The sequence below is a fragment of the Gemmatimonadales bacterium genome, from assembly GCA_036265815.1.
GTDB lineage: Bacteria > Gemmatimonadota > Gemmatimonadetes > Gemmatimonadales > GWC2-71-9 > CAVVWJ01.
In genome coordinates this window covers 80,450-104,645 of sequence record DATAOI010000027.1, presented here as the reverse complement: position 1 = coordinate 104,645, position 24,196 = coordinate 80,450, and the positions used below count along the sequence as shown (strand labels likewise).

The window sequence follows — 24,196 nt, the reverse complement described above, 5'->3', positions numbered from 1 at the left end:
ATGCGCATTGCGATCTCCACCGGCGGCGGCGATGCCCCCGGACTCAATGCGGTCATTCGGGCGGTCGTACTGTCGGCGCACTACCGGGGATGGCAGTGCTACGGCATTCAGCGAGGCTACGAGGGCCTGCTTTCTTTCACCGGCGTGGTCCCGCTTGGCCCCGCCGAGGTGCGCGGGCTGACCCATCTCGGCGGCACCATTCTCGGCACCAGCAACCGAGGCAATCCATTCCGCTACATCACCCGGATCGACGACGGGCAGGAGCACGAGGTGGATCGCTCGGAGGATCTAGTAGGGGCCTTCCAGGCGAGCGGCTTCGACGCGCTGGTCTCGATCGGCGGGGATGGCAGCCTGCAGATCTCGCACGACCTCTGGCGCAAGGGGCTCCCGGTGGTCTGTGTCCCCAAGACGATCGACAACGACGTGAGCGGGACCCAGCGCACCTTCGGGTTCGATACCGCCGTCAGCACCGCCACCGAAGCCATCGACAAGCTGCACTCCACCGCGGAGAGCCACGATCGAGTGATGGTGGTCGAGCTGATGGGCCGCTATGCGGGCTGGATCGCGCTCTACAGCGGTCTGTCGGGCAGTGCGGACGTCATCCTGCTTCCCGAGATCCCCTTCGACATCGAGAAGGTCTGCGAAAAGATCCGCAGCCGCGAGGCAGCGGGCCGGCACTTCAGCATCGTGGTGGTCGCCGAGGGCGCGCGACCGAAGGACGGCACGGTGGAGCTGGTCGAGCGGCGGGGGGTGGGGACGGTGGACCGGCTCGGCGGGATCGCCGGCAAGGTTGCCCGCACCATCGAGCATCACACCGGGAAGGAAACCCGGACGCTGGTGCTGGGGCACCTGCAGCGAGGTGGCTCCCCCACCACGTACGATCGGCTGCTGGCGCTGCGGTTCGGCGCCGCCGCGGTCCGGGCGATCGCCGATGGGGCCTTCGGCATCATGGTCGGTCTCAACGGGCCGGACATCACCCGGATCGCGCTGGAGAATGTGGTAGGCCGCGCCAAGAACGTGCCGTTGGACAGCGACACGGTGCGGACCGCGCGGGAGATGGGGATCAGCCTGGGTGACTGAGCTCCGCTACCCCGAGACGCGCAGGCAGGACCAGACGGACGTGCTGCACGGTGAAGCGCTCGCGGACCCCTACCGCTGGCTGGAGGACAGCGAGGCGCCCGAGGTGGTGGCCTGGACCGAGCGGCAGAACGCGCTCACCGAGCGCTACCTCGCCGGCTTCCCCGGCCGGGTGCGGATCCGCGAACGGCTGGATGCCTTGCTCGCCATCGGGGCGATCAGCGTTCCTACCCCGGCCCGCGGGCGCTACTTCTATCAGCGGCGCGATGGCCGCCAGAACCAGCCGGTGCTCTACGTGCGTGACGGGGTGAACGGCGCCGATCGGGTGGCGGTCGACCCCAACGCGCATGATGCGGCCGGCACCACGGCCCTCGACTGGTACTATCCCAGCGACGACGGGCGCCTGCTGGCGTACGGACTCTCCCAGAACGGCAGCGAGCAGAGCGTCCTCCATCTGCTCGATGTGGACACCGGCGAGACCCTCCCCGAGCGGATCCCGCGCACCCGGGCCGCGGACCTCGCGTGGCTGCCGGACAGCAGCGGGTTCTACTATACCCGCTACCCCGCGCCGGGCGAGGTGCCGGAGGGTGAGGAGCCCTATCACCGCTCGGTGTTCTTTCATCGACTCGGATCCGATTTCGCCGCCGACCCTCTCGAGTTCCGTCCCGCGCAAAAGGAGTACTGGCCGGGAGTCAGCCTCTCGCCGGACGGCCGCTGGCTGGTGATCGGGGTGGCGCGGACGTTCGATCAGACGGACCTCTACCTCCGCGATCGGGTCAGCGGCGGACCCCTGCGACCGGTGGTCGAGGATCTTCCGGCCTCTTTCGAAGGCCAGGTGGCCCACGGGCGGCTGTTCCTGCGCACCAATCTCGACGCCCCGACCTACCGGCTCTATGTCGTGGACCCTGGGCGCGCCGAGCGGGCGCACTGGCGCGAGCTGGTGGCCCCGCGCGCGGACGCCGTGCTCGACGGGATGCGAGTGGCAGGTGACCGGCTGGCGTTGAGCTATCTGGAGCGGGCCTCCTCGCGACTCCGCCTGGCCGATCTCGAGGGTCGCATCGTGAGCGAGGTGGCGCTCCCTGCGCTCGGCAGCCTCTTCGGCATCGGCGCGGAGTGGGACGGCCGGGAGATCTTTTACGGCTACTCGTCCTACACCATACCGCCGAGCATCTACCGCATCGACCTCGACACCGGGGCACAGACGCTCTGGCGGCGAGTGGAGGCCGAGGTCGATCCCGAGCGGTTCGAGGTCCGCCAGGTGAGCGTCACCTCCAGGGACGGCACCCAGGTGACCATGTTCCTGGTGCACCGGACGGGCGTGGTGCGAGACGGGAACAACCCGGTGTACCTGAGCGGCTACGGCGGATTCAACATCAGCATGACACCGGCGTTCTCCCGCTCGCTGCTCCTCTGGCTCGAGCGCGGCGGGATCGTGGCCATTCCCAACATCCGCGGCGGAGGCGAGTATGGTGAGGCGTGGCATCAGGGGGGCATGCTCGGCAAGAAGCAGAACAGCTTCGACGACTTCATCGCGGCGGCGGAGTGGCTGATCGCGGAGCGCTACACCAGTCCGGCCCGGCTGGCCGCCGCGGGCGGGTCCAACGGCGGACTGCTGATGGGCGCGGTGCTCACCCAGCGTCCCGAGCTGTTCCGGGCGATCGTGGTGCAGGTCCCGCTGCTCGACATGCTCCGGTACCATCGGTTCCTGATCGCCCGGCTGTGGATTCCGGAATACGGCTCCGCGGATGATCCGGAGCAGTACGCCTGGCTGCGGGCCTACTCGCCATACCACCACGTCCAGGACGGGACCAACTACCCCGCCGTGCTGCTCGCCACCGCCGAAAGCGACAGCCGGGTGGACCCGATGCACGCCCGCAAGATGGCGGCCCGGCTGCAGGCGGCCACTGCCTCGCGACACCCCGTGCTCCTGCGACTGGAGTCCCGGGCCGGTCACGGGGCGGGCAAGCCTTTGTCCAAGGTGCTGGACGAGGTGACCGACACCTGGGCGTTTGTGTTTTCGGAGCTGGGGGTGGAGGTTTAAGGGGTCCACCAATCGAGGAGCATGCGCCGATGGCCTACGGTACCCGTCCTCCCGTCGACAGCTCCAATGCCGCGCGGTGGCTCGCGGTCCTCCGCATTGCCGTCGGACTCTACTTCGCCAAGGCGATGGTCACCAAGATGACCATCGTGCTCGCGGGCGGCTTTCTACCGGTTCCGGCGGTGCAGGACCGGTGGATCGGGGTGATGCCGAAGATCGTCAGCAAGCAGGCCTCGGAAAATCCGATCCTTTTCTACAAGCATTTTCTGGAAGGGACGGTCCTGACCCACAGCGACCTTTTCGCCCATCTCACGGCGTGGGGAGAGACGGTGGCCGGCATCGGCTTGACGCTCGGGCTCTGTACCGGCATCGCCTCGCTGGTGGGCCTGCTGCTGGTCGTCAACTACGGCCTGGCCACCCAGTGGATGTCGTCGGGACAGCAGGGATTCCATATGCTCCTGACGGCGTTGATGGTGGCGTTCTTCTTCTCCCGCGCCGGGCGCACCTGGGGGCTCGACGGCTGGATCGCCGCGAGTCATCCCAGGTCGATCTTCAGCCGGCGACCGCTGTCCTGAGCACACTTCAACGCTCGATCGTCGGCCGCGATCGCATGCCGCCCACCACCCCATCGGCCTCGCAGTGGGCGTCCCGGGCACTGTAGACCAGGCAGAAGACTCCGTTCGCGTGCCAGCGCTGGTACCATCGCCGCATCACCCCCCGGTCCTGAGCCGAGAAGAGCGTGGATGGCAGGCTGTCGCTGAAGAGGGCGATGTGGGTGTGAACCGTCCCGGACCACTCCGGCGGGCCGCAGCGCTCGACCGATTCCGAGGAACCGATGCCCATCGAGTCGGCCTCCTCCGCGGCCAGCGGAACGATCCGGCTGACGAACACGGTATCGTGGCGGATAGTGGAGGCCAGGCAGGCGACTCGCTCCTCCCGCGAGGCGAGGCTGGCTCGCCAGAGGGCGCCGAGGGCGCGTCCGGATTCCGGACTGAAGCGGAACGCCGGTGGCGGGGCAGGGTTGGTCTGGGGAAGGGCGATCGGGGCCAGGCAGCTCAGGAAGGATACAAGTGCCAGGGCGCCACGCATGCTGGTGTCAATACGAGGTACTGGGAAAGATGAGCCCACCGTCGGGTCCGTCGATCTCACAGTGCACCTTCTCGCTGGTATAGAGCAGACAGAAGGTCCCGGCGGCCCGCCAGCGTTGGCCCCACATCAGCATCACTCCCCGATCGGCCCCAGAGAAGCTCGAGTATGGCTGCTGATCTGCACGCATGGCGACGTGCGTGTGCACGGTGCCTTGCCAGGCCGGTGGTCCGCAGCCGGCCAGCGACGCCTCCGCCGACACGGCCAGCGAGTCGGCCAGCGCGCCATCCAGGGAGCTGACCGCGGTGATCCGCAGGGTGTCGCCGTCGATCTCACTCGCCAAGCAGGCCACCCGCTCGGCCTTGGCCGCGGCACTCTCGTCGTACAACCGATGGAGGGCGGTGCGGGCCTCCGGTGCGATCAGGAAGGCGTTCGGCGCGGGCCGTCCAGCGCCGAACGCGGCTCCGGCAATCAGAGACAGCGGCAGCCACCTCACCAGGCCGGGCTCATGAGGTCCGGCCGAGGGCCACGCCCCAGGGAACCTTGCCCACCGGAATCTTCTTGAGCACGGTCATCCGCTCGGTATCGACCACGCTCACGTCGTTGGAGGGGCCGTTGGCGGTATAGAGCTTCCGGCCATCCGGCGTGAGCGCGATGCCCCAGGGCCGCTGGCCGACCGGCAGCGAGGTGGTCATCGAATCCGCGGCCACGTCGATGACGGAGACGGTTCCTCCCCGTCCGTTGGAGACGTAGATCCGCTTTCCGTCTGGCGAGGCCACCGATCCCATGGGCTTGGACCCCTTGGGCATCGTGAGCACCTTGATCGGCTTCCGGGAGGAGACGTCCAGCACCCAGACGGTTCCGTCCACCTCGGAGGTCACGAAGGCCCTCGTCCCGTCGGGGGTGAACGCGAGCGACCTCGGTCGCTTGCCCACCTCGATGTGGCCCACCACCTTGCCGGTCCGGGTGTCGACGATGGTCACGTCATGGTCGGTCTCCCCGGTCACCCAGACGGTGCCCCCATCCGGATGGACCCGGACTCCTTCAGGCTCCCGTCCCACCTTCACCGTCGAGCGGATCTGACCGCTGGCGATATCGACGATCGAGGCAGTGCCCGCATCCTCGTTGGAGATGAAGAGGGTGCGCCCGTCCTGGCTGATGTCGAAATTCTCGGGGTCCGAGCCTCCCGGCAGGACCCGGCTGACCTTCCGGCTGGCCGCGTCCACCACTGCGATGCCGTCCTTCGACTTGTCGGCCTTGAGCTTCTCGCATTCTGCGTCGGGCATGGTAGGCGGGCACTTGGGCGAGCCGCTGAGCGCGACGAAGACCGTCCTGCCGTCCGGGCTCACCCGGACTCCACGGGGCCGGGTCCCCACGGCGATGCTGGCGACGACGCTGTCGCTGCGGGTATCGATGACGCTGAGCTCCTGGGAATCCTCGTTGGTGACGTAGGCGAGGAGGTCGCCGGTGGCTTCCGCGGGTGGCTTTGCCGCTGCCGAGTCGCCGGTGGCGGCTCGGGTGTCGCTGGTCTGCCCGCGTCCACAGGCAGAGACGAGAAGCAGGGAAAGGAGAAGGGGCCGGGTATCATTTCGCATCGAAGATCGCCTTGTCGCGGTTGCGGGCTTGGTCCAGGCCTTGGACCTTGTCCATGCCGATGGCGCCGGTGAAATCCGCCCCATAGAGATCGGCCTTGGCCAGTTTGGCGCCGGTAAGATCGGCCCGGGTGAGGTCGCTCTGGACCAGCTCGGCGTTGCGGAGATCCGCGTTCGGCAGCCGGGCATTGGCCAGGTTCGCGTGGGAGAAATCAGCCTTGAAGAGATTGGCGCCCGAGAGGTCCGCGCCGGACAGATCGGCGCTGACGAACGTCGCCCGCATGACACCCATCGACTGGTTACCCGGATCGGCCCCGGCATTGGCCTTCACCAGCTTGGCTCCCGCGAGCTTGGCGCCCCGGAGATAGCCGATGATTCTGCTGCCTGAGAGATTGGCACCGCTCAGATCGGCGGCCTCGATGATGGTGGCGAACAGGCTGGCACCTTCCAGGTTGGCCCGCTGAAAGCCGGCTCGCCGGAGTACAGTGCCGTCCAGGTTGGCATGGGAGAGGTCGGCCCCGGTGAGGACCGCATCGGTCAAATCGCAGCTGAAAAGGTTGGCGCGAATCAGCTTGCTGTTCACCAGCCGGGCACCTGTGAGGCTGGCGCGCTTGAAATCGATGCCGGTGAGATCGAGGCCGCTGAGGTCGGTATTGGCGAGGTCGGGGGCCGTGCCCTGGGCGGCACCGGACAGTCTGGCCTTGACCTGCTCCAGGGTGAGCCGCACCGCGGGGCTGTCGGCTGGCTCGCGCCGGGTGGCCGCTTCGGTCGTGCCCGGCAGGGCGAACCCAAGGAGGGCAGCCGTGGCCAATCTCCGGAAGCCTGCTCGGCCGGTCACGGCGTTGCCTACCCCTCGCGCTTCACGGCCGGGCGTCCCGGGGCCATCTTGGCGTCGCTTCGCGCCTTGACGTAGCCATAGATCTTCTCGATCGTCGGCAGCTCCATGCCCAGGGCGCACCACGAGGGCATCCCTTTCGCCGGCCGGCCGGCGCAGACCGTCTGGATGAATAGCTCTTTGGTGGGAATCGGGCCATCGGGCTTGAGCGATACGATCAGGTGCGGCGCGAAGGAGGTGCCCAGCGCGTCCTCTCCGTGACACCGGGCGCAATTGAGATTGAACTGTTTCCAGCCGTCGTAGATGTCCTGGGAAACGGTGTCTCGTGGGGCCTGGTGCCACTGGTCGCGCAGTTCCTGGGCGGCGGCCCGGCGGGGAAGGGCAAAGATGCCCAGCATGACGGCCGAACCCAGGAGCAGTTGGTGGAGCACTGTGGAGATGGACGTACGCATGCGCGGCCGGATCCTTTCGTGCGAACCAGGGTCGCAACGCATCGCCGGTCGCTGGGCAGCCGCGGCCGGCGGGTGAAGGGGAGCGAGGAGCTGTCGGATATCTCTCTTACTACCAAATATGCCCGAGCGCAACGGATGGGACCGAAACGCAACCGGCGTGCCGGGATCGTTCAGCGCCGACCAGCCACCCGGGTGGAATCGGCCGGTGCCGCGGGGGTGGAACCGGTGACCTTCTCGCCTTCCTTTTCTTCCGGAATGGGGAAGAGCGGGACGTTGTATTGCTTGAGCAGGGCCTGAATCTCGGGCGCCTTCCGATCGAGCAACGTTTGGAGACTGTCACGCAATTCCTTGTCGCGCCGGCGGACGGCGAGTCCGATACTGTACCGGAACGGGGTGTCGCTCAGCGAGTCGCGTTCGGGCAGCGGATTCAGCACCAGGGGCACCGGTGAGGACTTGGCGTAGTACCCGGCGAGCGGGCCCCAGGCGATAGCGATATCCACGGCCTTGCCGGCCACCGCCTTGACGATGTCCTCCGGCCGATTCTGGTCATCGAAGAAGGTGCTGAAGCCGGTGAGGTTACCGACCACCCCGTAGCGGGCCAGCGCCATGGCCGGCGGGGAGTTCTCGGCGTCCGAGGTGTAGATGTTGACCCCGATCTTGAGCTTCTTGAGACGGGGGTCGGCCAGCGATTTGACGTCCTCCAGGCCGCTCCCCTGCCGGGCCACGAAGACGTAGGCCGAACGGAAGTAGGGCTTGGTCGAACCCGCCACATCCATGCCGGCCGGGGCCTCCATCGCCACGTCACAGTACATCCCGTTGAGAATCCGGAAATATCCCCGCCGGGTGGGGTACCAGACGTATCGCAGCTCTGACTTCCATTCCTGGGCGATCATGCTGGCGAGCTTGTTCTCGAAGCCCTCGCCCTTGTCGTTGGAGGAGGGCATGTTGTCGGGATCGGCACAGACCCGGAGCAGGCCGGGCTGAAGCGGCGACGGGCGCTGCGCGCTCGCCGGCACGGCCAGCAGGAGCGCCGCGACACCCAGTGCGCCGCTCGAAAGGCTTCTCATGTATGGCTGCATCGCTTACCTGCCATCGATGGGGGCGGTCCGGCCGGGAGGGTTCTCCGACCGTTCTCACCCATGAACAACAACGGCGGCGAAGCCAGTAGCCCCCGACGCCGCGCTCATGCTTTAATCTACCCCCCTCCAGACGGGAGGGTATCCCCTCGGGACGAAAACGAGGGCGGGACCGCAGCCTGTGCCGCGATCCCGCCCTGTGTCCTATCCTCCGGGCCGCAGCGACCGGAGGGTTGCCCCTCCGGCCACTGTAGAACCGGTTCCTACTTGGGCATCGACGGGTTCTTCAGGCCGAAGACGGTCAGCACGCCGCCCTGGGTCGAGAAGTTGCCCGCGTCACCGAAGGCGCCGAGCGCGCCGAGACCGGCGGTCGGATCTTCGGCACCGATACCGGCGGCGACGCCGATGCCGGCCCAGCCGCCGATACCAGAGTACACGGCGACGTTCTGCTGCCCGTCAGGAGCGGTGTAGGTCATCGGGTTGCCGATGATGCCCGACGGGGTCTTGAACTGCCAGAGGACCTTACCCGACTTGGCATCGACAGCCTTGAGCCAGCCTTCCATGGTGCCGTAGAAGACGAGCCCGCCAGCCGTGGCGAGTGCCCCGCCGTAGGCCGCGAGGTTCTCCTTGATCTCCCAGTTGACCTTGCCCTTCATCGGATCCCAGGAGATGAACCGGCCGCGATGGCCGCCGGGGCCCGGGAACATCCGCACGATCGCGCCGACGTACGGCTGACCGGCGGTGTACTTCACTTCCACACCCTCGTAGTCCATGCAGATGTGATTCGTCGGGACGTAGAACATCCCGGTGATCGGCGAGTACGCCGAGGGCTGCTGATCCTTGAAGCCGATGGCGGCCGGGCAGATGCCCTCGCCGTTCTTCTTCGAGGAGGTGCCATACTTCGGATCTTTGACGGGAACGCCGGTCTCGACCACGCCCTCGACCGGGGTGCCGGTGCCGCCGTTCTTGGCCCAGTTGATCGGCCCAAAGGCGTTGGCCACGAGGACCTTGCCGTTGGTACGATCGACGGTGTAGCCGATGCCGTTCCGGTCAAAGTGCGCCAGCAGCTTCTTGCCGCCGCTCTCGAACAGGACGTTCTCGTTCACGCCGTCGTAATCCCACTCATCGTGGGGGGTCATCTGATAGGCCCACTTCGCGTGCCCGTTATCCGGGTTGCGTGCGAAGATGGTCATCGACCACTTGTTGTCGCCCGGCCGCTGGTCGGGATTCCACGTGCCCGGGTTGCCGACGCTGTAGTAGAAGTTGTCGAGCTCGGGGTCGTAGGAGTACCAGCCCCACGTGGTCCCGCCGCCCCGCTTCCACTCATCGCCCTGCCAGGTCGAGACGCCGAGATCCTTGCCCTTGTGCGACGGATAGTTCGCGTTCGCGTCGCCGTCGAGCAGGACTTCGTTGTCCGGGCCCGTGCTGTACGCGGTCCACTGGTGGGCGCCGCTGTTGGCATCGAAGGCCGACACCCGGCCGCGGACGCCGAACTCACCACCCGAGATCCCCGCGATGACGATTTCCTTGCCCGACTTGGTCTTGATGTAGATCGGGGCGTTGGTCATCGTGGCGCCCTGCTTGTACCCGTTGGCCTCGACGCCGGCGTTGGAGTGGTCGGGGTGCTTGGCCTTCCACAGCTCCTTGCCGGACTTCGCGTCGAGCGCGATCAGCTCACCCTGCAGCGCCTCGATGTAGATCTTGCCGCTCGGGCTGTAGGCCAACCCACGGTTCACCAGATCGCAACAGGCGATTGGAATCGCGTCGGGTGACTGGTTCGGCACGTACTTCCAGATCTGCGGCGCCCCGGCCTTGGACAGGTCGAGCGCGAACACGATGTTGGGGAAGGACGTGTTGACGTACATCACGTTGCCGACGACGAGCGGATTGCCTTCGTGGCCGCGCAGCGTGCCGGTCGAGAAGGACCAGATCGGCCGCAGCTCGCCCACGTTCGACGTCGTGATCTGCTTGAGCGGACTGAAACGCTGCAAGCTGTAATCACGACCGGTCATCTGCCATTCGCCCTCGGGTGCGTTCAGGGTCCATGCCCCCGTTCGCGCCGCTTGGGCGTTGGCGGACACGGCGACGGCTAGGCTCAGCCCCGCCGCCATCCCGCCCGACAGCACCTTCTGCGTAAAACGGTTCATAACTGACCTCAGGATGAAGGGTGGTTCTACTGCTCTACTGCATTCGGGTGTCGCGTGCTGCGAATGCCGGAAGTCCAAGCGATCGCGCGGCGGCCGGGGGACCCCGCTCGCCGGTCGATCCGAAGCCTCCAGCCGCGTGGGAGCGCCGGAGCCTGCTGCTGCACGAGACGGAGATTTGGGTGTGGCTGACGCGGGGAAGCTGGAGACGCGAGGGATGCCGCGGAGAAGCATCGTGCCGGTACCGACGCCAGCACGTGGTCTGGTGCCACATCGGCCCTACGCCGCGGGCACCGCGCGGAATCGCGCTGTCCGAAGAGGGATTGGAAGTGGAGCCTACGGTGGATGCGAACGGGGACAATCCCATCTCACCCCTCAGCGTCGTCGCTGAACCGCGTTGTGTGTCAGTAAGGACTGCAGTTGGGGGGCGGCCAATCAGCGATGCTGCCGCCATCTGTGTTCCGGTTCCGTTGCCGCCAGAGCGCCTTCGGAAACCGGCCAAGTCGCCGAATACGGGAGGCTTAGAGGGGCAACTATACATCGTGCAAAATGAACTGTCAATCAGGGAATCCGGCCGCCTCCGCCCGCCAGACCCGGGCACCGGTCCCCGCGAATCCGCCCTCGAAAACCTGCCCGGCCGTCCCGACCAGTCCGCGGGCTCTCCGGGCCAGCGACGTCGCCGCCTCTTCGCCCTCCACCAGACCGTAGACCGCCGGCCCCCAGGAGCTCTGACCCACCCCCGCTGCGCCCCACTCGGCCATGCGTTCCACCAGCGTGGCCGTCGGGCCGGGAGCGAAGATGCCACCCTGCTGCGGCGCGAACCACGCCCCGGTGATCCGCTGTACCTCCGTCAGGGCAGAGCCGAAGCTGGGCAGGTCCGCCTCGACCAACGCGGGAAGGAGCTGCATCAGGACCAGATGCGCCACCCGCTCGACGTGACTGTCCGGCGGTGGTGGCAGCCGATCGAACGCCGCAGCTTCCGCCTCTCCGCTCAACCCGGGAGCGCCCCGGGGCACCGCGATGACGCAGCGCCACCGCTCCGGAACCGCGAACCGGGCGAGCAACGGCGCGATCTCGCTCGAGCCGGCCCGCCGTCCGCCCTCCACGATGAAGCCCCCCAGCGCGAATGTCCAGATGCCGATCGCCGAGCGCCGCCCCCGGGACACCGCCCGGGCCAGTTCCAACGGACCAGCCTCCAGCCCCGCGAGCTCCGCCAGGGCTCGGGCCACGGCCAGCCCCAGCTGCGTTCCCGACCCCAATCCGCTGTGCGCCGGGATGGTGCGGTGAACCAGCACCCGGGCGCCGGTGGCCAGCCGGTGATACTCCAGAAATCGGCGGGCGAACTGCTCCACCCGCTCCCGGTCGGGCCCTTCCACCCGAAGCTCAGCGGCCGGCGCGGCCTCCAGCAGCACCGAGGGAGTCGGCACTCCGGCGCCGAGCCCGCCGAAGCGCCGGCCCAGGCTGCCGCGAAGGTCCAGCACGCCAAAGTGGAGGCGCGCGCCCGCTTCCACCAGCACGCTATTTCGACTGGACATAGTCGGTCAGAAACCCCATCGCCTCCCGCTCCCGCGGTCCCGCGGTCTTGTCGACGACCACCTGCAGGCGAGCGTATTCCTCGTGGATCTGCTCCATCGGGATCAGGTGGGTCCGGGTGGCCAGGATGGCCGCCTCCAGCACCGCGTGGCGTGCCCGGTTGAATCCGATGAACTCCCGGGAGTGGCCGCGGTGTACCACCCGGCCCTCGATGCGGGAGCGAGGCGGGGTGTCGTCGATCGCGGCCACCTCGATCTCCCGCCAGGAGCACGCAGCCTCCAGTACCGCGCCGCGCACCACTGTGGCGGGGACCCAGGGGAACTGGGGGCTCGAGATGGCGCCCTGGGCGAACAGCATGACATCGTCGGTCAGGTTGATCACCGCCGCGCGCGAGTCGTGGAGGTTTCGAAAGGTGGTGGTCTCCAGGAACGGCTTGAGGACGATGATCTTCTCGCCCCATTCGACCCCCATCGGAGCGAAGTTGATCGACCCGTCCGCGGCCATCGATGTGACGATAGTCTCGATGATCACCGCACCAGATCCACCGGTGGCGGGTGGGAGGCGAGGGTATCCACCTGCGGGTAGGCCGGCACCAGGGCGCCATCGGCGGCCACCGGGACCGATCGTGGAGCCGCCGGAACCCCGTGGAGGAAGTGATCGAGCAACCGGTAGCCGTGCTCGGTCAGCACTGACTCGGGATGAAACTGAACGCCGAAGACCGGGAACCTGGCGTGCTGAACCGCCATGATCTCCCCATCTTCCGCCGTGGCGGTGATCTCCAGCTCGGGCGGCACGGAGGCTGGCGCGATGACCAGGGAGTGGTACCGGGTGGCCCGGAATGGGGACGGGATCCCGGTGAAGAGTCCCTTCCCGCGGTGGTGAATAGGGGAAGTCTTGCCGTGCATCGGCCGGCCGGAGCGGACGATCTCACCGCCATATGCCGCCCCGATGCACTGGTGCCCCAGGCACACGCCGAGAATGGGAACGGTGGGGCCCAGCCGGCGGACGACCTCGGTCGAGATCCCCGCTTCGGCGGGAGAGCACGGTCCCGGAGAGATGATGATGTGGGAGGGAGCCAGACCCCGGATCTCGTCCGGCGTGACCGCGTCGTGCCGGCGCACCACCGGGACCTCCCCCAGCTCGCGGACGTACCGCGCCAGGTTGTAGACGAAGGAGTCGTAATTGTCGATCAGCAGGATCATCGCGCTCGGAATCCCTGGGCCAGCGCTCCGATCAGCGCCTGGGCCTTGTCCAGCGTTTCCCGGTACTCCAGCTCGGGTTCGGAATCCGCTACGATGCCGCCGCCGGCCTGGAAGTATACCCGCCCCCGGAGAGCCAGATAGGTACGGATGACGATGCTGGTATCCATCGCTCCGGTGGTACTGAGGTAGCCGATCGAGCCGCAGTACACCCCGCGCCGAGTCGGCTCCAGCTCGGCGATGATCTCCATGGCGCGAACCTTGGGTGCACCGGTGATGGAGCCCCCCGGGAAGGCCGCCCGCAGCAGGTCGACGGCGCCGGTGCCCGGCTCCAGCTCGCCCACCACGGTAGACACCAGGTGGTGGACGGTCGGGTGGTGCTCCAGGGCGAAGAGCTCGGGAACCCGGACGGTGCCCGGCCGGCAGACTCGCGACAGATCGTTCCGCAGCAGATCCACGATCATCACGTTCTCCGCCCGGTCCTTGTCGCTCTCCGAGAGCGCGCGGCCCAGCGCGGCGTCGTGCATCGGACCGAGGCCGCGTGGACGGGTACCCTTGATCGGCCGGGTCTCGACCTGGCGGCGGTTTTCGTCCAGCCGGAGGAACCGCTCGGGGGAGGCGCTCACCACCTGGAGGTCGCCGAAGTCGAGGTACGCCGCAAAGGCGGCCGGGTTACGCCCGCGGAGTCGGCAGTAGAGGTCGAACGCCGGCTCGGTGAGCGGCGCTTCGAATCGCTGGGATAGATTGGCCTGGAAGATGTCGCCCGCGATGATGTATTCCCGCACCCGGGTGACGGCGTCGAGATAACCCCGGTGAGTGAAGGTAGAGCGAAGGCCGATGTTCTCGGCCTCGTCGACACCCACCACCGGATAGGCTGGGGCGGGTGGGCAGTCTGGACCGGGGGCGGAGGGCCTTTCCGGGCTGGCTGCAGGAGTAGCGGGGACGGCCAGGCGAGCCTGTACCATCGAGAGGCGCTCGCGGGCCCGCCGCTCCCGTCTGGGGCCGGTCTCGGGAATCCCGGTCGAAATCACCCACGCCGTATCCAGCCGGTGATCCCACGCTATGACCCAGTCATACAAGCCCAGCACCACGTCGGATATGGCGAGGTCGTCGAAGCGGGCGCCCGGAAGTCGCTCGAGCACTCCGCCGTAGTCGTACCCGACGTACCCCGCGGCTCCTCCCTGGAAAGGCGGGAGACCCGAGACCGGCTCCGCGGCGAAGGCCTCCAGGAGTTCCTCCACCGCCAGGAGCGGGTCGCCGGGCGCGCTGCTCCACTCGCCGCGGCCGTCCCCCATCGAGGTGACGGCGCCCTTTCCCCGGACGACCCGCCAGGGATCCGCGGTGAGAAAGGAGTAACGGCCGAGCTGATGCACCTCGCCGGCGGCGGTCCCGGCAGTAGCTCTGGCCGTGGCGCTGTCGAGGAAGAGCAGGTATGGCAGGTCCAGGAATCGCGCCGCGATCTCCGCCGGGTCACCCGCGGGTCCCAGGTTCTCCACCAGCGGGCCGACGTTCATGAGCCTTCCGCGCGCCGCGGCGCCGCTTCATCCACCCGGCGGCGGTGCTGGGTGAGCTTCACGTGCTCCGAGCGAACATCGTCCGGCGGCGTGAGATACCCCCAGGCGAGAGCCCCCTCCTGCCGGTAGGTCTTCCCCAGCGTAATGGCGAGCTTGGCCTTCATCAGTTCCCGGCCCAGATAGAAGGCGTGACTCGCCTCGTCCACTCCGAGCTGTCCGAAGATCTCCTGAATGTCGGTGCCGCGCACGAAGATCTGGCTGTTGAACACGGTGATCGTCGAGCGGTCGGTGAAGATGCGGAAGTTGGCGTCCCTCACCGCCGCATGGAGCTGCCGGAGTTCCTCCTCTCCATACTCCAGGATCACCGGGTCCTTCACCGTAAGCAGCCGGTCGTCGATTCCCTTGGGCAGGGTGCGATGCTGCACCGCGTGATGCATGAGCCGGCGCGCGACGTCGATCTCGCGAACGGCCCCCCGCGCCCAGGGAATTACCTCGGTGGTGAGGACCGCGCTGACCCCGATCTCCTCGCAGATGGCCAGCAGCAACGCGTGCACCCCGGTCGTGTCGGCGCTGGTGAGCTCGGTGATGTTGCCCACTCCCATCAACTGGCCCGCCGCCGGATAGCGCCGGTGAACCTCCGCGTACCGCTCCAGCGAGGCCATGAAGCCGAACCCGATCGGCTCGATCACCGGATCGATGAGGTAAGGCACACCCCAGCGCTCCAGCGCCTGGATGCTGCGATCGAGGGTCTCCAGCCCTTCACCGGAGTCGGGGATGACCACCACCCGCGCTCCGCCCAGCTCGCGCGCCACCTCGAGGTTGGACCCGTTCACGCTCAGCACCAGCTCGGCCCCGGCCTCGACCGCGGTCCGGATCTCGGTCGGGTCGAAGCTGTCCACACTGACCCTGATTCCCGCCGCGCGGAGCTCGCGGACGATGTCGCCCAGCCAGGGAAAGGGGACTCCGGGCGTACAGCCGACGTCGATCAGGTCGGCGCCGCTGGTATGGAAGTACTCGGCGGCCGCCCGAACCGCATCGCGGGAGAGCCGCGGCGCGTTGTTGATCTCGGCCAGGATCTCGATGGTATAGGCACCGTAATCGAGCGCCGCCCCGGCCTGCCCGAAGTACCGTGGAATCTCCCGCAGATCCTTGGGACCCTTCTCGACCCGGACGCCGAACCGGTCGCTCAGGATCGAGGTTTCCCCCTCACAGAGCCCCGGAATGAGGACCAGCTCGGTGCCGGCAGGCACCTCCAGAAAGCGGGCGATCCACGGCGTGGTCATCAACGCCGCCACCGTAATCTTGAGCACCGCCACCGCGGCTTCGAACGGCGGGTGCATCTCCTCGAGGACGCGCCGGAGCGCCGGCTCGGCGAGCCTGCCGGTGACGAAGAGGACCTTGGCCGGGCTTACCGTGGATCCCCCGGCCGGACCCACTTGTTGGGCGTACCCTCCAGCGCACCACCCTGTGGCCGCCAGAGCACGTGCTCCTCGATCTTCCGGGCGAGCTCGAAGTCCTTGTCGGTGATCCCGCCGGCCGCATGGTTCTGCAGCTTCACGGTGAGACGACCCCAGGTCACCGTGAGGTCCGGATGGTGATACGCCGCCTCGGCCAGGTACCCGACGGCGTTGACCAGCATCAGCGTGGTTGGCCAGCCATCGGTCTTGTACACCCGGCGGATCCATCCATCCTCGTAGTACCAGCCGGGCAGCGCCTTGAGCCGCTCGGCGATCTCGGAATCGTTGTAGGTTCGTTCCTTGGTGGCTGGCATCTCGGTCTCCTTAGTGTGTTTCCGGTTCTACATGACCACGCCGCCGTTCACCATGATCATCTGGCCGGTCATGAAGGCGGACGCGTCCGAGGCGAGGAAGACGGCGGCTCCGGCAAGGTCATCCGGCACGCCCCACCGTGCCAGTGGAGTCCTGGCCACCACCTCGGCTCGGAAGCCCTCGTCGGCATCCTGCCCGAACGCGGTCTCGATGAAGCCTGGCGCCAGGATGTTCACCCGGATCTCCGGAGCGATCTCGCGGGCGAGCGACTTGCTGAAGCTCATGATGCCGCCTTTGGCGGCAGAATAGAGGATAGGGTTCTCTCCGGCCATGCCGAGGCAGACGTGATCCCAGGACATGTTGATTATGGTGCCGCCGCCGCCCTGAGCCCGCATCAGATCGACCGCGGCCCAGGAGGCGAGCACTGTACCGCGCAGGTCGACCGCCAGCAGCAGGTCCAGCTTCTCCAGCCGGGAGCGCCGGCCACCCTGACCGGTGAGAATGTCGGCACCGGCGTTGTTGATCCACGCGTCCACCCGGGGGAAGCGCCGGCGCAGCTCGCCAGCGAGCGCGGTGACCTCCGTCTCGACACTGACGTCGACCCGGAATACCTCGGCCCGGCGGCCAAGGCTGCGGATCTCCGCCGCCGTCTCCTCGCCGCCGGCCGCGTTGCTCCGGTAGGTTATGGCCACGTCGGCGCCGGCCCGCGCGCACCCCAGGGCGATGGCTCGGCCGATTCCACTCGACGCGCCGGTCACGAGCACGATCTTCCGGTCCAGCATCGCCCGCCTCCCCTGGCAGGTGGGCCCGCAGTAACTTCTTAAATCCTAACATATCAGAGCCTTAGCATCTCACAAGGGAGCACGGATGCAGTTGCTGGTGAGCGTGCGATCGGCAGCGGAAGTGGGGGCCGCCCTCGCCGGCGGGGCCGATATCATCGATGCCAAGGAGCCGTCCCGCGGCTCGCTCGGTCCAGTCGATCGATCGGTTCTGCGGGAGATCGAGCGCAGGGTCCCGCCCGCCGTGCCGTTCAGCATGGCACTGGGCGATGTCGAGAACGGAGTCGACGCGGCGGGCGAGATCGGCGGACTGGACTTGAGATCCAGGCCGTCGGGAGTCTTCGTGAAACTGGGGCACGCCCGGCCGCCCGCGATCGAAGCTGAGACCTCCTTACGCGCCGCGATCCTCGCGGCGAGGACGGCCCTTTCGCCGTTCAAGGTGGTGCTGGTTGCCTACGCGGACCGTGGCGCGACGGCTGGTCTGGTCCCCCGGGAGGTAGTGAGGCTCGCCGCCCGGATCCAGGCCCACGGTGTCCTGCTCGACACCTGGAGCAAGGATGGCGGTGATCTCTTTGCCTTCATGACACCGGGTCAAGTGAAGGCCTGGGTCGAGGCGGCGCGCACGGCTGGACTGATGCCCGCCGTCGCGGGGTCCCTCCGGGCCGAGAGCCTCGGGTCGATCCGCGAGATCGATCCTGATGTCGTCGGAGTACGCGGGGCCGCCTGCACCGGCGGGCGCGAGGGTACGATCGACCTGGAGAAAGTTCGCACGCTTCGCCGGACGCTTGACGCGCTGCAGCCTCATCCGGTGAGGTGAGGGCGTCGCGGGCGAAACGCCAGAGCGATGCAGCCCCGACCGCCGCTCGAGACGGTATAACTCTCCGTCAGGTAAGCGCTTCATGGTGGCCGGCAGAGGGCATGAGTATTGCTCGCTCGACGGTTGTTCGGGGTCGGCATCCCATTACCCGGTCTCGAGTTGGCCGCCCTTCCGCTCTCCCGTCGCCAGGACATCCGCGTGACGCTCCGCTCGACGCCCCTGCAGAGCAGGTTCGGCCGCCGACTGCTCCTGTTGTTCGTCGGCTGTGCCGTCGTGCCGATCGCGGTGGTGGCCGGAGTGTCCTATCGCCACGTCACCCAGCAGCTCCGCACCCAGAGCGAAAGCCGCCTCCGCCAGAGCAACAAGGCCCTGGGGCTTGCCATCTTCGAGCGCCTCCTGCTGCTGGACGCCACCCTGAAGAGCATTCCCCCGCGCGCCCTTCAGCCAGCCGGGGCCAGCCAGCGTGGCGGGCCGCCTGAGGCGCCCGTCCAGCCCAGTCGCGCCACACGGGGCAACCGTCCGCAAGGCTTTGGTAAGGAGGGACGGCTGGCGCTGGGAGGAGTGGTCATCGATCGCGCCGGGACCAGCAAGCGGCCATCGCCGGATCGCTGGGATCGGGAGGCCAGCCGGACACTCAGCGCCGGCGTGGACCTGCTGGCCCGCCGGCGGTTCGTTGCGCTGGAGTTCGTGCCGGAAGACACCGCCGGCCGGGTGTCGGTCTTCGGACGGCTGGACCACGTTCCGGCGCTCACTCCTGCGAACCAGAGCGACCTCTCGCTCGGGCTCCCGCTGATCCTCGGCGAGCAGCGGGATGGCCTGCCCACGCGGATCTATCTGATCCGCCGGGTTCAGCGTCGAGGCAACCTGCGCGGGCTGCTGGTCGGCGAGATCAGTCCCCAGTTCCTCTGGGGTACCCTCGATCAGAACATGCCGTCACCGGCGACCCTGATCTCCGTGACCGATGAGTCGGGCCACCTGCTCTTCGCGTCGTCCACGGCATCCCAGGTCTCCAGCGACGAGCTGATGTCCCAGGTCGAGCCCGGGGTGAGCGAGGCGGCCGCGACCAGAACCGATCAACCTCCGTTCGTATCGGCGGCCTCGCCGATCCTGCTCGACGAAGCGTTTGCCGCGCCGGTCTGGACGCTGGTGCTGAGCCAGACGCGAGACGAAGTGCTGGGGCCGATGGTGGAGTTCACCAAGATGTTTCTCGGCGTGGTGCTGGTCTCCAGCCTCACGGTACTGCTGCTCAGTCTGAGTCAGATCCGGCGGAGCCTCATGCCGCTTGCCGAGCTGCAGCAGGGCACCCGGCGCATCGCCCAGCGGGACTTCGCCAGCCGGGTCAGCGTCTCCAGCCGGGACGAGTTCGAGGAGCTCGCCACCTCCTTCAACGCCATGGCCAGCCAATTGGGCCGCCAGTTCCAGGCGCTGTCGACCGCGGCCGAAATCGACCGCGCGGTGCTCTCGGCCACCAATACGGCGGAGATCGTGGATACGCTGCTCGTCCGGGTACGCGACGTCTTTCCCTGCAGCCTGGCGAGCGTGACGCTGATCGCTTCCAACGGATCGAGCTCCCTGACCAGCGTGGTTCACGATTACCGGGACGACACCCGCCGATACGCCCGGGTCCATCTCCGCTCCGCCGACGTACAGGACCTGCTCGACGGCCCCGAGCTCCAGCTGCTGGACCCGAGTGAGGTCGGCGCACCCTCCTATCTCGAGCCGCTCCTGGCACTGGAGCCCAACGCGGTGGTCGTCCTGCCGCTCCGCTTTCAGCATCAACTCATGGGGATCATCGCACTGGGCGACTCCGTCTCGAGCGGCCGGGGCGAGGACGACCGGGTCCAAGTCCGCCGGTTGGCGGACCAGGTGGCGATCGCACTGGTCAATGCCCAGATGCTGGAGCAGGTGCGGTCGCTGGCGTATTACGACAGCCTGACCGGGCTGCCCAACCGATTGTCCTACAAGGAGCGTCTGTCCCGCGCCCTGGAGGACGCGCACCGGAGTGGCCGCCAGGTGGCGGCGTTTTTCATCGACCTGGATCACTTCAGCCGGGTCAACGACAGTCTTGGCCACGAAGCCGGTGACCAGCTGCTCCAGCAGGTGGCGCTCCGGCTCCGAGGCTCCTGCCGCGAGCGGGAGGACGAGGTGGGGCCCGCCAGCCACACGCTTACCCCGGACGTCGCCCGGCTGGGTGGCGATGAGTTCACCGTTCTCATGCCTGGTCTCAGCGATCCCGAGGATGCCGCCAAGCTCGCCCGGCGGATCCTCTCCAGTCTGGCGCATCCGGTCCGGGTGGGCGACCGGGAGATCTTCGTCAACGCGAGCATCGGCATCGCGTTCTATCCCCAGGACGCCGAGGACCTCGAGACCCTGCTCATGCACGCCGACGCCGCGATGTACCAGGCCAAGGAGCAGGGTGGAGGCAGCTATCAGACGTACTCCCGGTCGATGAACGCCAGCGCGCTGCAGCGCCTGACGCTGGAGAACTCGCTCCGCCGCGCACTCGACCGGGAAGAGTTCGAGCTGCACTATCAGCCGATCGTCGACGCCCGGACCGGGGCCACGGTCGGTACCGAGGCGCTGGTGCGCTGGCGCCATCCGGACCTCGGCCTGCTGTTGCCTTCGGAGTTCATCGCGCTGGCGGAGGAGAACGGGATGATCGTGCCGCTGGGCGAGTGGGTGCTGCGGCGCGCCTGTCTCGACAACCGCGCGTGGCAGGCCCGGGGGTTGCCGCCGATCCGGGTGAACGTGAATCTCTCGAGTCGTCAGATCAAACGCAGTCTCATCGAGGCCGTCGGGCGGGTCCTCCAGGAATCCGCGCTGGATTCGCGCTATCTCGGGCTGGAGCTGACCGAGAGCGTCCTGGTGAATCATCAGAAGGAGGGCACCGACACGCTGCACGCGCTCCGGGCGATGGGTCTGCACCTGTCGGTCGACGACTTCGGCACCGGGTACTCGTCCTTCAGCTACCTGAAGCGCTTTCCCCTGGATACCCTCAAGATCGACCGCTGCTTCATCCGCGAGATCACCAGCCATCCGGACGATGCCGCCATCACCATCGCAATGATCGCGATGGGGCACGCGCTCGGGCTCAAGGTCGTGGCGGAGGGAGTCGAGACCGACGCGCAGAGTCTGCTACTGCGTCGGCAGGGGTGTGACGCAATGCAGGGGTATCTCTTCGGCCGCCCGGTGACGTTCGACCAGTTGACTGAGTTCCTCGCCGGGAACCGTCCCACCACGCGTACCATCCCGCGACGCACCCGGGTTCCCGAGTCCAAGGCCGGCTGACCCATCAGCGGGTCGCAGCGAGGAGTTGGGCCAGCTCGCCGATTCGATTCCAGGGCAGAAGCGTGCAGGGAAGACCGGCAGGCAGCACGGATCGGAAGCACGGATCCACCACCTTGGCACCCTCCACCGCTCCGGGTTTTACCAGGACCAGTCGCGAGGCATCGAGCGCCCCCGCGACGAACGCCGCCACGCTGTCGCTGGTGGCCTCCCATGCGTGCGGCAGGACGTCGGCGGCTCGCATCCACCGCGAGGGGGCGAGCACGGCGACGCCGGCCCTTCCGATGGCCTCCTCGATGGCTCCCGGGTCCTCCAGCATGGCCGCCCCTGCGATCCGCTCGGTCAGTACGTGCGCGTACTGATCCATCGCCAGGATCGACATCCAATGAGCGGCATCGGCGGACAGGCCGTAGGAGGTGTCGAACGCGCGCACCTGGTCGGCGAACGGCCCGCCGCCCGGCACCACCACAATGCGGTTGCCCTCTGCCAGCTGCGACACGGTGCGGCACACCAGGTCGAGCGCGCCGGGAACGGCGCTGAGTCCGCCTCCGACCTTGATCACCGTCAGCGCCCTCATCTGGGCAGGCTTGCCAGCTCGTCGGACAGCAGCCATGCCACGGCCAGAGCGGGCGCGGTGCGTGCCGCGGGGCCGAGCCGGTCGGACAACGGCATGACACGGAGACCGGCTCTCGAGGCGGCCTCTGCCGCGATGAAGTCGCCGAGGCCGGTCACGACCGCGGTGCTCACCCGCGGCCAGCGCTGCCGGACACGCTCCAGCGCCGCTGCCACCAGCTCCACCTGCGCTTCCGCCAGCGCTCGGGCGATCTCATCGATCGCAGCCTCGTCCAGCATCTCCCGGTCGCCGCAGACGACTCGGGCCAGCCGCTCCCCCGCGAACTCCCGGGTGGCCGGCCGGCCGTCCGGGCTCGGAACGGTGTAGTCGTCCGGAGCGAGGCGCCCCAGCCAGAGATGTACGTCTCCGATCAGCGCGAACCCCTCCGCCGAGACTGCGGCGCGGCCACCCCACAGCGGTACGTCTCGCGCCAGCGCCTCGGTCGGCGTACGGAGCGCGCCGGTGTAGACCAGCTCGCCACTCGAGAGCCTCGCCGGATCGGTCCGTCCCACGGCCTCGACCCGGCCTCCCACGATGGGGATGAGGTCGGTGGACGTGGTGCCGATGTCGATCAGGATCGCATCCGGAACCAGCCGACCCACCAGCCTGGCCGTGGCGGCCCAGTTCGAGGCGGCGACCTCGAGCGGTCGATTCCGCGCCTCCCCGGCACCGATGAAGCGTCCGCCGACAGTGTAGACCTGCAGCGGCTGGCCCGGCAGCGCGGTCGCCAGCGAATCCAGGATGAACTCGACTCCGTCGCGCTTGGTCCGGAACAGCTGCGAGAGCTCAGCGGTCATGGTGACGGCGTGGGGACTCCCCTCGGGGCACTCCAGGTCGCGCGCCAGCCGCAGGAGTGTGGGCACCAGGGCGTCAGGTTCGTGCCATAGCTCGTAGGGTGCGGAGACGGCCCGGAACTCCGGGCTCTCTCCGGCGCGGGGGTCTACCCGCGCGGCCTTGGTGTTCACCCCGCCGATATCCCACCCGATGACGGTCGTGGCGTCGCGTCTGGCCATCCGACTCCCGGCTCCGGTACTATGCTGAATGGAGATCATTCCCGTGATCGACTTGTCCGGCGGCGTCGCGGTCCATGCCAGGGCGGGGGACCGCGCGACCTATCAGCCGGTCCGGTCCGTCCTGCTCCCCGACGGCGCCGGCGATCCCATCGCTCTCATCCGCGCCTTTCGCGAGCAACTCGGCGCGGGAAGCTGTTATCTCGCCGATCTGGATGCCATTGCCGGTGGCGCGGTTCAGAGCGCCGCCATTCGCCACATGGCCGAGCCGGAGGGGGCGGCCGGTCCACTGCTGGTGGACGCGGGAACTGATTCACCGGACCGCGCCCTGGAGCTCCTCTCCTATGGCGCCAGCGTCGTCGTCGTGGGCCTCGAGACGCTCCGCGACTTTGCTGGCCTCGTTGAGGTCATCGATGCTGTCGGGACTTCCCGGGTCGTCTTCAGCCTCGATCTGCGCATGGGCGGACCCCTCGTTCACTCACGCTTCGAACCCAGGGACGGTCCGATGACTGATGCTCTGAGCCTCGCCGCCCAGGCGATAGAGGCCGGGGCCACCTGCCTGCTGGTGCTGGATCTCGGGCGAGTCGGGACGGGACGGGGTTTGGATCTGGAGCTACTCGAGAAGCTACGGCGCCGCTTCCCTCACGTTCGGCTGCTCGCCGGCGGTGGCGTAGGGAACCCCCGCGATCTCGAGCGGATGCGCGATGCGGGGTGTGATGGCGCCCTGGTGGCCAGCGCGCTCCACGACGGAACCGTTACTGCCGACACCTTCGGTATGTTCGCCGCGGAGATGCGGGAGGCCAGCGACAGGGAGTCTGGCGCTTCCCGCCGCGAAACGCCTGAGGCGGTGAACCGGATAGGTGAGTCTCGTCAGTCCGACGCGAGATTCTCGCGGTAGGTCGCCGACTGCCCGTAGTTCTCCTCAACCTCGAACTCCAGCAGCGTCAGATGGCCGTACCCGCTCCGGGTCAGCTCCTCACGCACCCGCGACCCGAGGTACTGTGCCAGCATTTCCGCCGTGCTGTTCTTGATGGGGAGCAGGGCACAGTCGCTCTTGGGGAAGACATACGTTGGCTCCCCGAAGTAGTCCACCGCGAGCCGGCCCCCCTCGTCCCGAAAGGCCAACTTGGGGTTCTCGGTCGGCAGCAGCACCTTGTGGTCGATCTCGTCGACCAGCTGCCGGGTGATCTGCTTGAGGACGCTGAAATCCAGGACCAGGTTGCACTCGGTATCCACGCTGCCTTCGACCGCCACGCCGACCCGGTAGTTGTGTCCATGCAGCGACTCGCACTGGTGGCCCCGGAACGTGATGAAGTGCGCCGAGGCGAAGACCAGGTAGTCCTTGCTGACTTGTACGCGGAAAGTGCTCTGCACGAC

Annotated in this window: 23 protein-coding genes; 6 read left to right on the top strand and 17 right to left on the bottom strand. The window is 67.8% G+C overall.

Annotated elements, in window-relative coordinates; all coding sequences use genetic code 11:
• From VHR41_05335 to VHR41_05325, 3 genes are read left to right on the top strand one after another with little or no spacing between them, the layout of a single operon-like run.
• Nucleotides 1-1,080, top strand: coding sequence for an ATP-dependent 6-phosphofructokinase (locus VHR41_05335; protein HEX3233596.1), 1,080 nt, complete (start codon nt 1-3; stop codon nt 1,078-1,080).
• The gene (locus VHR41_05330) at nt 1,073-3,118 is read left to right on the top strand and encodes a prolyl oligopeptidase family serine peptidase (GenBank protein HEX3233595.1); all 2,046 of its coding nucleotides are present in this window, start codon (nt 1,073-1,075) and stop codon (nt 3,116-3,118) included. Before VHR41_05335 ends, VHR41_05330 begins: the two co-directional genes overlap by 8 nt.
• A 29-nt stretch (nt 3,119-3,147) precedes the next feature.
• Nucleotides 3,148-3,690: a TQO small subunit DoxD gene (locus tag VHR41_05325; protein HEX3233594.1), complete on the top strand. Its 543-nt coding sequence runs from the start codon at nt 3,148-3,150 to the stop codon at nt 3,688-3,690.
• A gap of 7 nt (nt 3,691-3,697) precedes the next feature.
• Here the strand turns inward: VHR41_05325 and VHR41_05320 are convergent, their stop codons facing one another.
• From VHR41_05320 to VHR41_05255, 14 genes are all read right to left on the bottom strand, one after another.
• Nucleotides 3,698-4,204, bottom strand: a complete 507-nt coding sequence (locus VHR41_05320; GenBank protein ID HEX3233593.1) for a hypothetical protein — start codon at nt 4,202-4,204, stop codon at nt 3,698-3,700.
• Between the two features lie 7 nt (nt 4,205-4,211).
• Nucleotides 4,212-4,697, bottom strand: a complete 486-nt coding sequence (locus VHR41_05315; GenBank protein ID HEX3233592.1) for a hypothetical protein — start codon at nt 4,695-4,697, stop codon at nt 4,212-4,214.
• A gap of 10 nt (nt 4,698-4,707) precedes the next feature.
• A complete protein-coding gene (locus VHR41_05310) occupies nt 4,708-5,796 on the bottom strand; it encodes a beta-propeller fold lactonase family protein (GenBank protein HEX3233591.1) in 1,089 nt (362 codons plus the stop codon).
• Nucleotides 5,786-6,631: a pentapeptide repeat-containing protein gene (locus VHR41_05305; protein ID HEX3233590.1), complete on the bottom strand. Its 846-nt coding sequence runs from the start codon at nt 6,629-6,631 to the stop codon at nt 5,786-5,788. Before VHR41_05305 ends, VHR41_05310 begins: the two co-directional genes overlap by 11 nt.
• An 8-nt stretch (nt 6,632-6,639) precedes the next feature.
• Entirely contained in the window at nt 6,640-7,080 is a 441-nt protein-coding gene (locus VHR41_05300) for a c-type cytochrome (protein ID HEX3233589.1), read from the bottom strand.
• A 170-nt stretch (nt 7,081-7,250) separates the two neighbouring features.
• On the bottom strand, nt 7,251-8,147 hold the full coding sequence (locus VHR41_05295; GenBank protein HEX3233588.1) for a quinoprotein dehydrogenase-associated putative ABC transporter substrate-binding protein: 897 nt from the start codon (nt 8,145-8,147) through the stop codon (nt 7,251-7,253).
• Between the two features lie 272 nt (nt 8,148-8,419).
• The gene (locus VHR41_05290; GenBank protein ID HEX3233587.1) at nt 8,420-10,267 is read right to left on the bottom strand and encodes a PQQ-dependent dehydrogenase, methanol/ethanol family; all 1,848 of its coding nucleotides are present in this window, start codon (nt 10,265-10,267) and stop codon (nt 8,420-8,422) included.
• A 590-nt stretch (nt 10,268-10,857) separates the two neighbouring features.
• Nucleotides 10,858-11,835, bottom strand: a complete 978-nt coding sequence (locus VHR41_05285; GenBank protein HEX3233586.1) for a beta-ribofuranosylaminobenzene 5'-phosphate synthase family protein — start codon at nt 11,833-11,835, stop codon at nt 10,858-10,860.
• Complete coding sequence (locus VHR41_05280) at nt 11,819-12,364, bottom strand: DUF447 domain-containing protein (protein ID HEX3233585.1); 546 nt, start codon at nt 12,362-12,364, stop codon at nt 11,819-11,821. The genes VHR41_05285 and VHR41_05280 overlap by 17 nt, the downstream gene beginning before the upstream one ends.
• A complete protein-coding gene (locus VHR41_05275) occupies nt 12,361-13,035 on the bottom strand; it encodes an aminodeoxychorismate/anthranilate synthase component II (protein ID HEX3233584.1) in 675 nt (224 codons plus the stop codon). Before VHR41_05275 ends, VHR41_05280 begins: the two co-directional genes overlap by 4 nt.
• Nucleotides 13,032-14,546 (bottom strand): aminodeoxychorismate synthase component I, encoded by a 1,515-nt coding sequence (gene pabB / locus VHR41_05270; protein HEX3233583.1) that lies wholly within the window; start codon nt 14,544-14,546, stop codon nt 13,032-13,034. Before pabB ends, VHR41_05275 begins: the two co-directional genes overlap by 4 nt.
• Nucleotides 14,543-15,982, bottom strand: coding sequence for a DUF6513 domain-containing protein (locus tag VHR41_05265; protein HEX3233582.1), 1,440 nt, complete (start codon nt 15,980-15,982; stop codon nt 14,543-14,545). Before VHR41_05265 ends, pabB begins: the two co-directional genes overlap by 4 nt.
• Entirely contained in the window at nt 15,955-16,317 is a 363-nt protein-coding gene (locus VHR41_05260; GenBank protein HEX3233581.1) for a 4a-hydroxytetrahydrobiopterin dehydratase, read from the bottom strand. Before VHR41_05260 ends, VHR41_05265 begins: the two co-directional genes overlap by 28 nt.
• Before the next feature lie 27 nt (nt 16,318-16,344).
• Nucleotides 16,345-17,097 (bottom strand): SDR family oxidoreductase, encoded by a 753-nt coding sequence (locus VHR41_05255; protein ID HEX3233580.1) that lies wholly within the window; start codon nt 17,095-17,097, stop codon nt 16,345-16,347.
• Nucleotides 17,098-17,194: 97 nt separating this feature from the next.
• Here VHR41_05255 and VHR41_05250 point away from each other — a divergent pair, with 97 nt between their 5' ends.
• Nucleotides 17,195-17,911 carry a (5-formylfuran-3-yl)methyl phosphate synthase gene (locus tag VHR41_05250; GenBank protein ID HEX3233579.1) on the top strand — a complete coding sequence of 239 codons (717 nt, stop codon included), beginning with the start codon at nt 17,195-17,197 and terminating at the stop codon, nt 17,909-17,911.
• A gap of 198 nt (nt 17,912-18,109) precedes the next feature.
• Nucleotides 18,110-21,199: an EAL domain-containing protein gene (locus tag VHR41_05245; protein HEX3233578.1), complete on the top strand. Its 3,090-nt coding sequence runs from the start codon at nt 18,110-18,112 to the stop codon at nt 21,197-21,199.
• A gap of 4 nt (nt 21,200-21,203) precedes the next feature.
• On the opposite strand, the gene VHR41_05240 is transcribed toward VHR41_05245, so the two are convergent.
• Both VHR41_05240 and VHR41_05235 read right to left on the bottom strand, forming a co-directional pair.
• Nucleotides 21,204-21,773, bottom strand: a complete 570-nt coding sequence (locus VHR41_05240; protein ID HEX3233577.1) for a hypothetical protein — start codon at nt 21,771-21,773, stop codon at nt 21,204-21,206.
• Nucleotides 21,770-22,822: a hydantoinase/oxoprolinase family protein gene (locus tag VHR41_05235; GenBank protein HEX3233576.1), complete on the bottom strand. Its 1,053-nt coding sequence runs from the start codon at nt 22,820-22,822 to the stop codon at nt 21,770-21,772. The genes VHR41_05240 and VHR41_05235 overlap by 4 nt, the downstream gene beginning before the upstream one ends.
• A gap of 43 nt (nt 22,823-22,865) precedes the next feature.
• Between VHR41_05235 and VHR41_05230 the strand changes: the two genes are divergently transcribed.
• A complete protein-coding gene (locus VHR41_05230; GenBank protein HEX3233575.1) occupies nt 22,866-23,717 on the top strand; it encodes a HisA/HisF-related TIM barrel protein in 852 nt (283 codons plus the stop codon).
• Here the strand turns inward: VHR41_05230 and VHR41_05225 are convergent.
• A complete protein-coding gene (locus VHR41_05225; protein ID HEX3233574.1) occupies nt 23,690-24,193 on the bottom strand; it encodes a 6-carboxytetrahydropterin synthase in 504 nt (167 codons plus the stop codon). The two genes, VHR41_05230 and VHR41_05225, sit on opposite strands and share 28 nt — an antisense overlap.
• Nucleotides 24,194-24,196 lie beyond the last annotated feature (3 nt).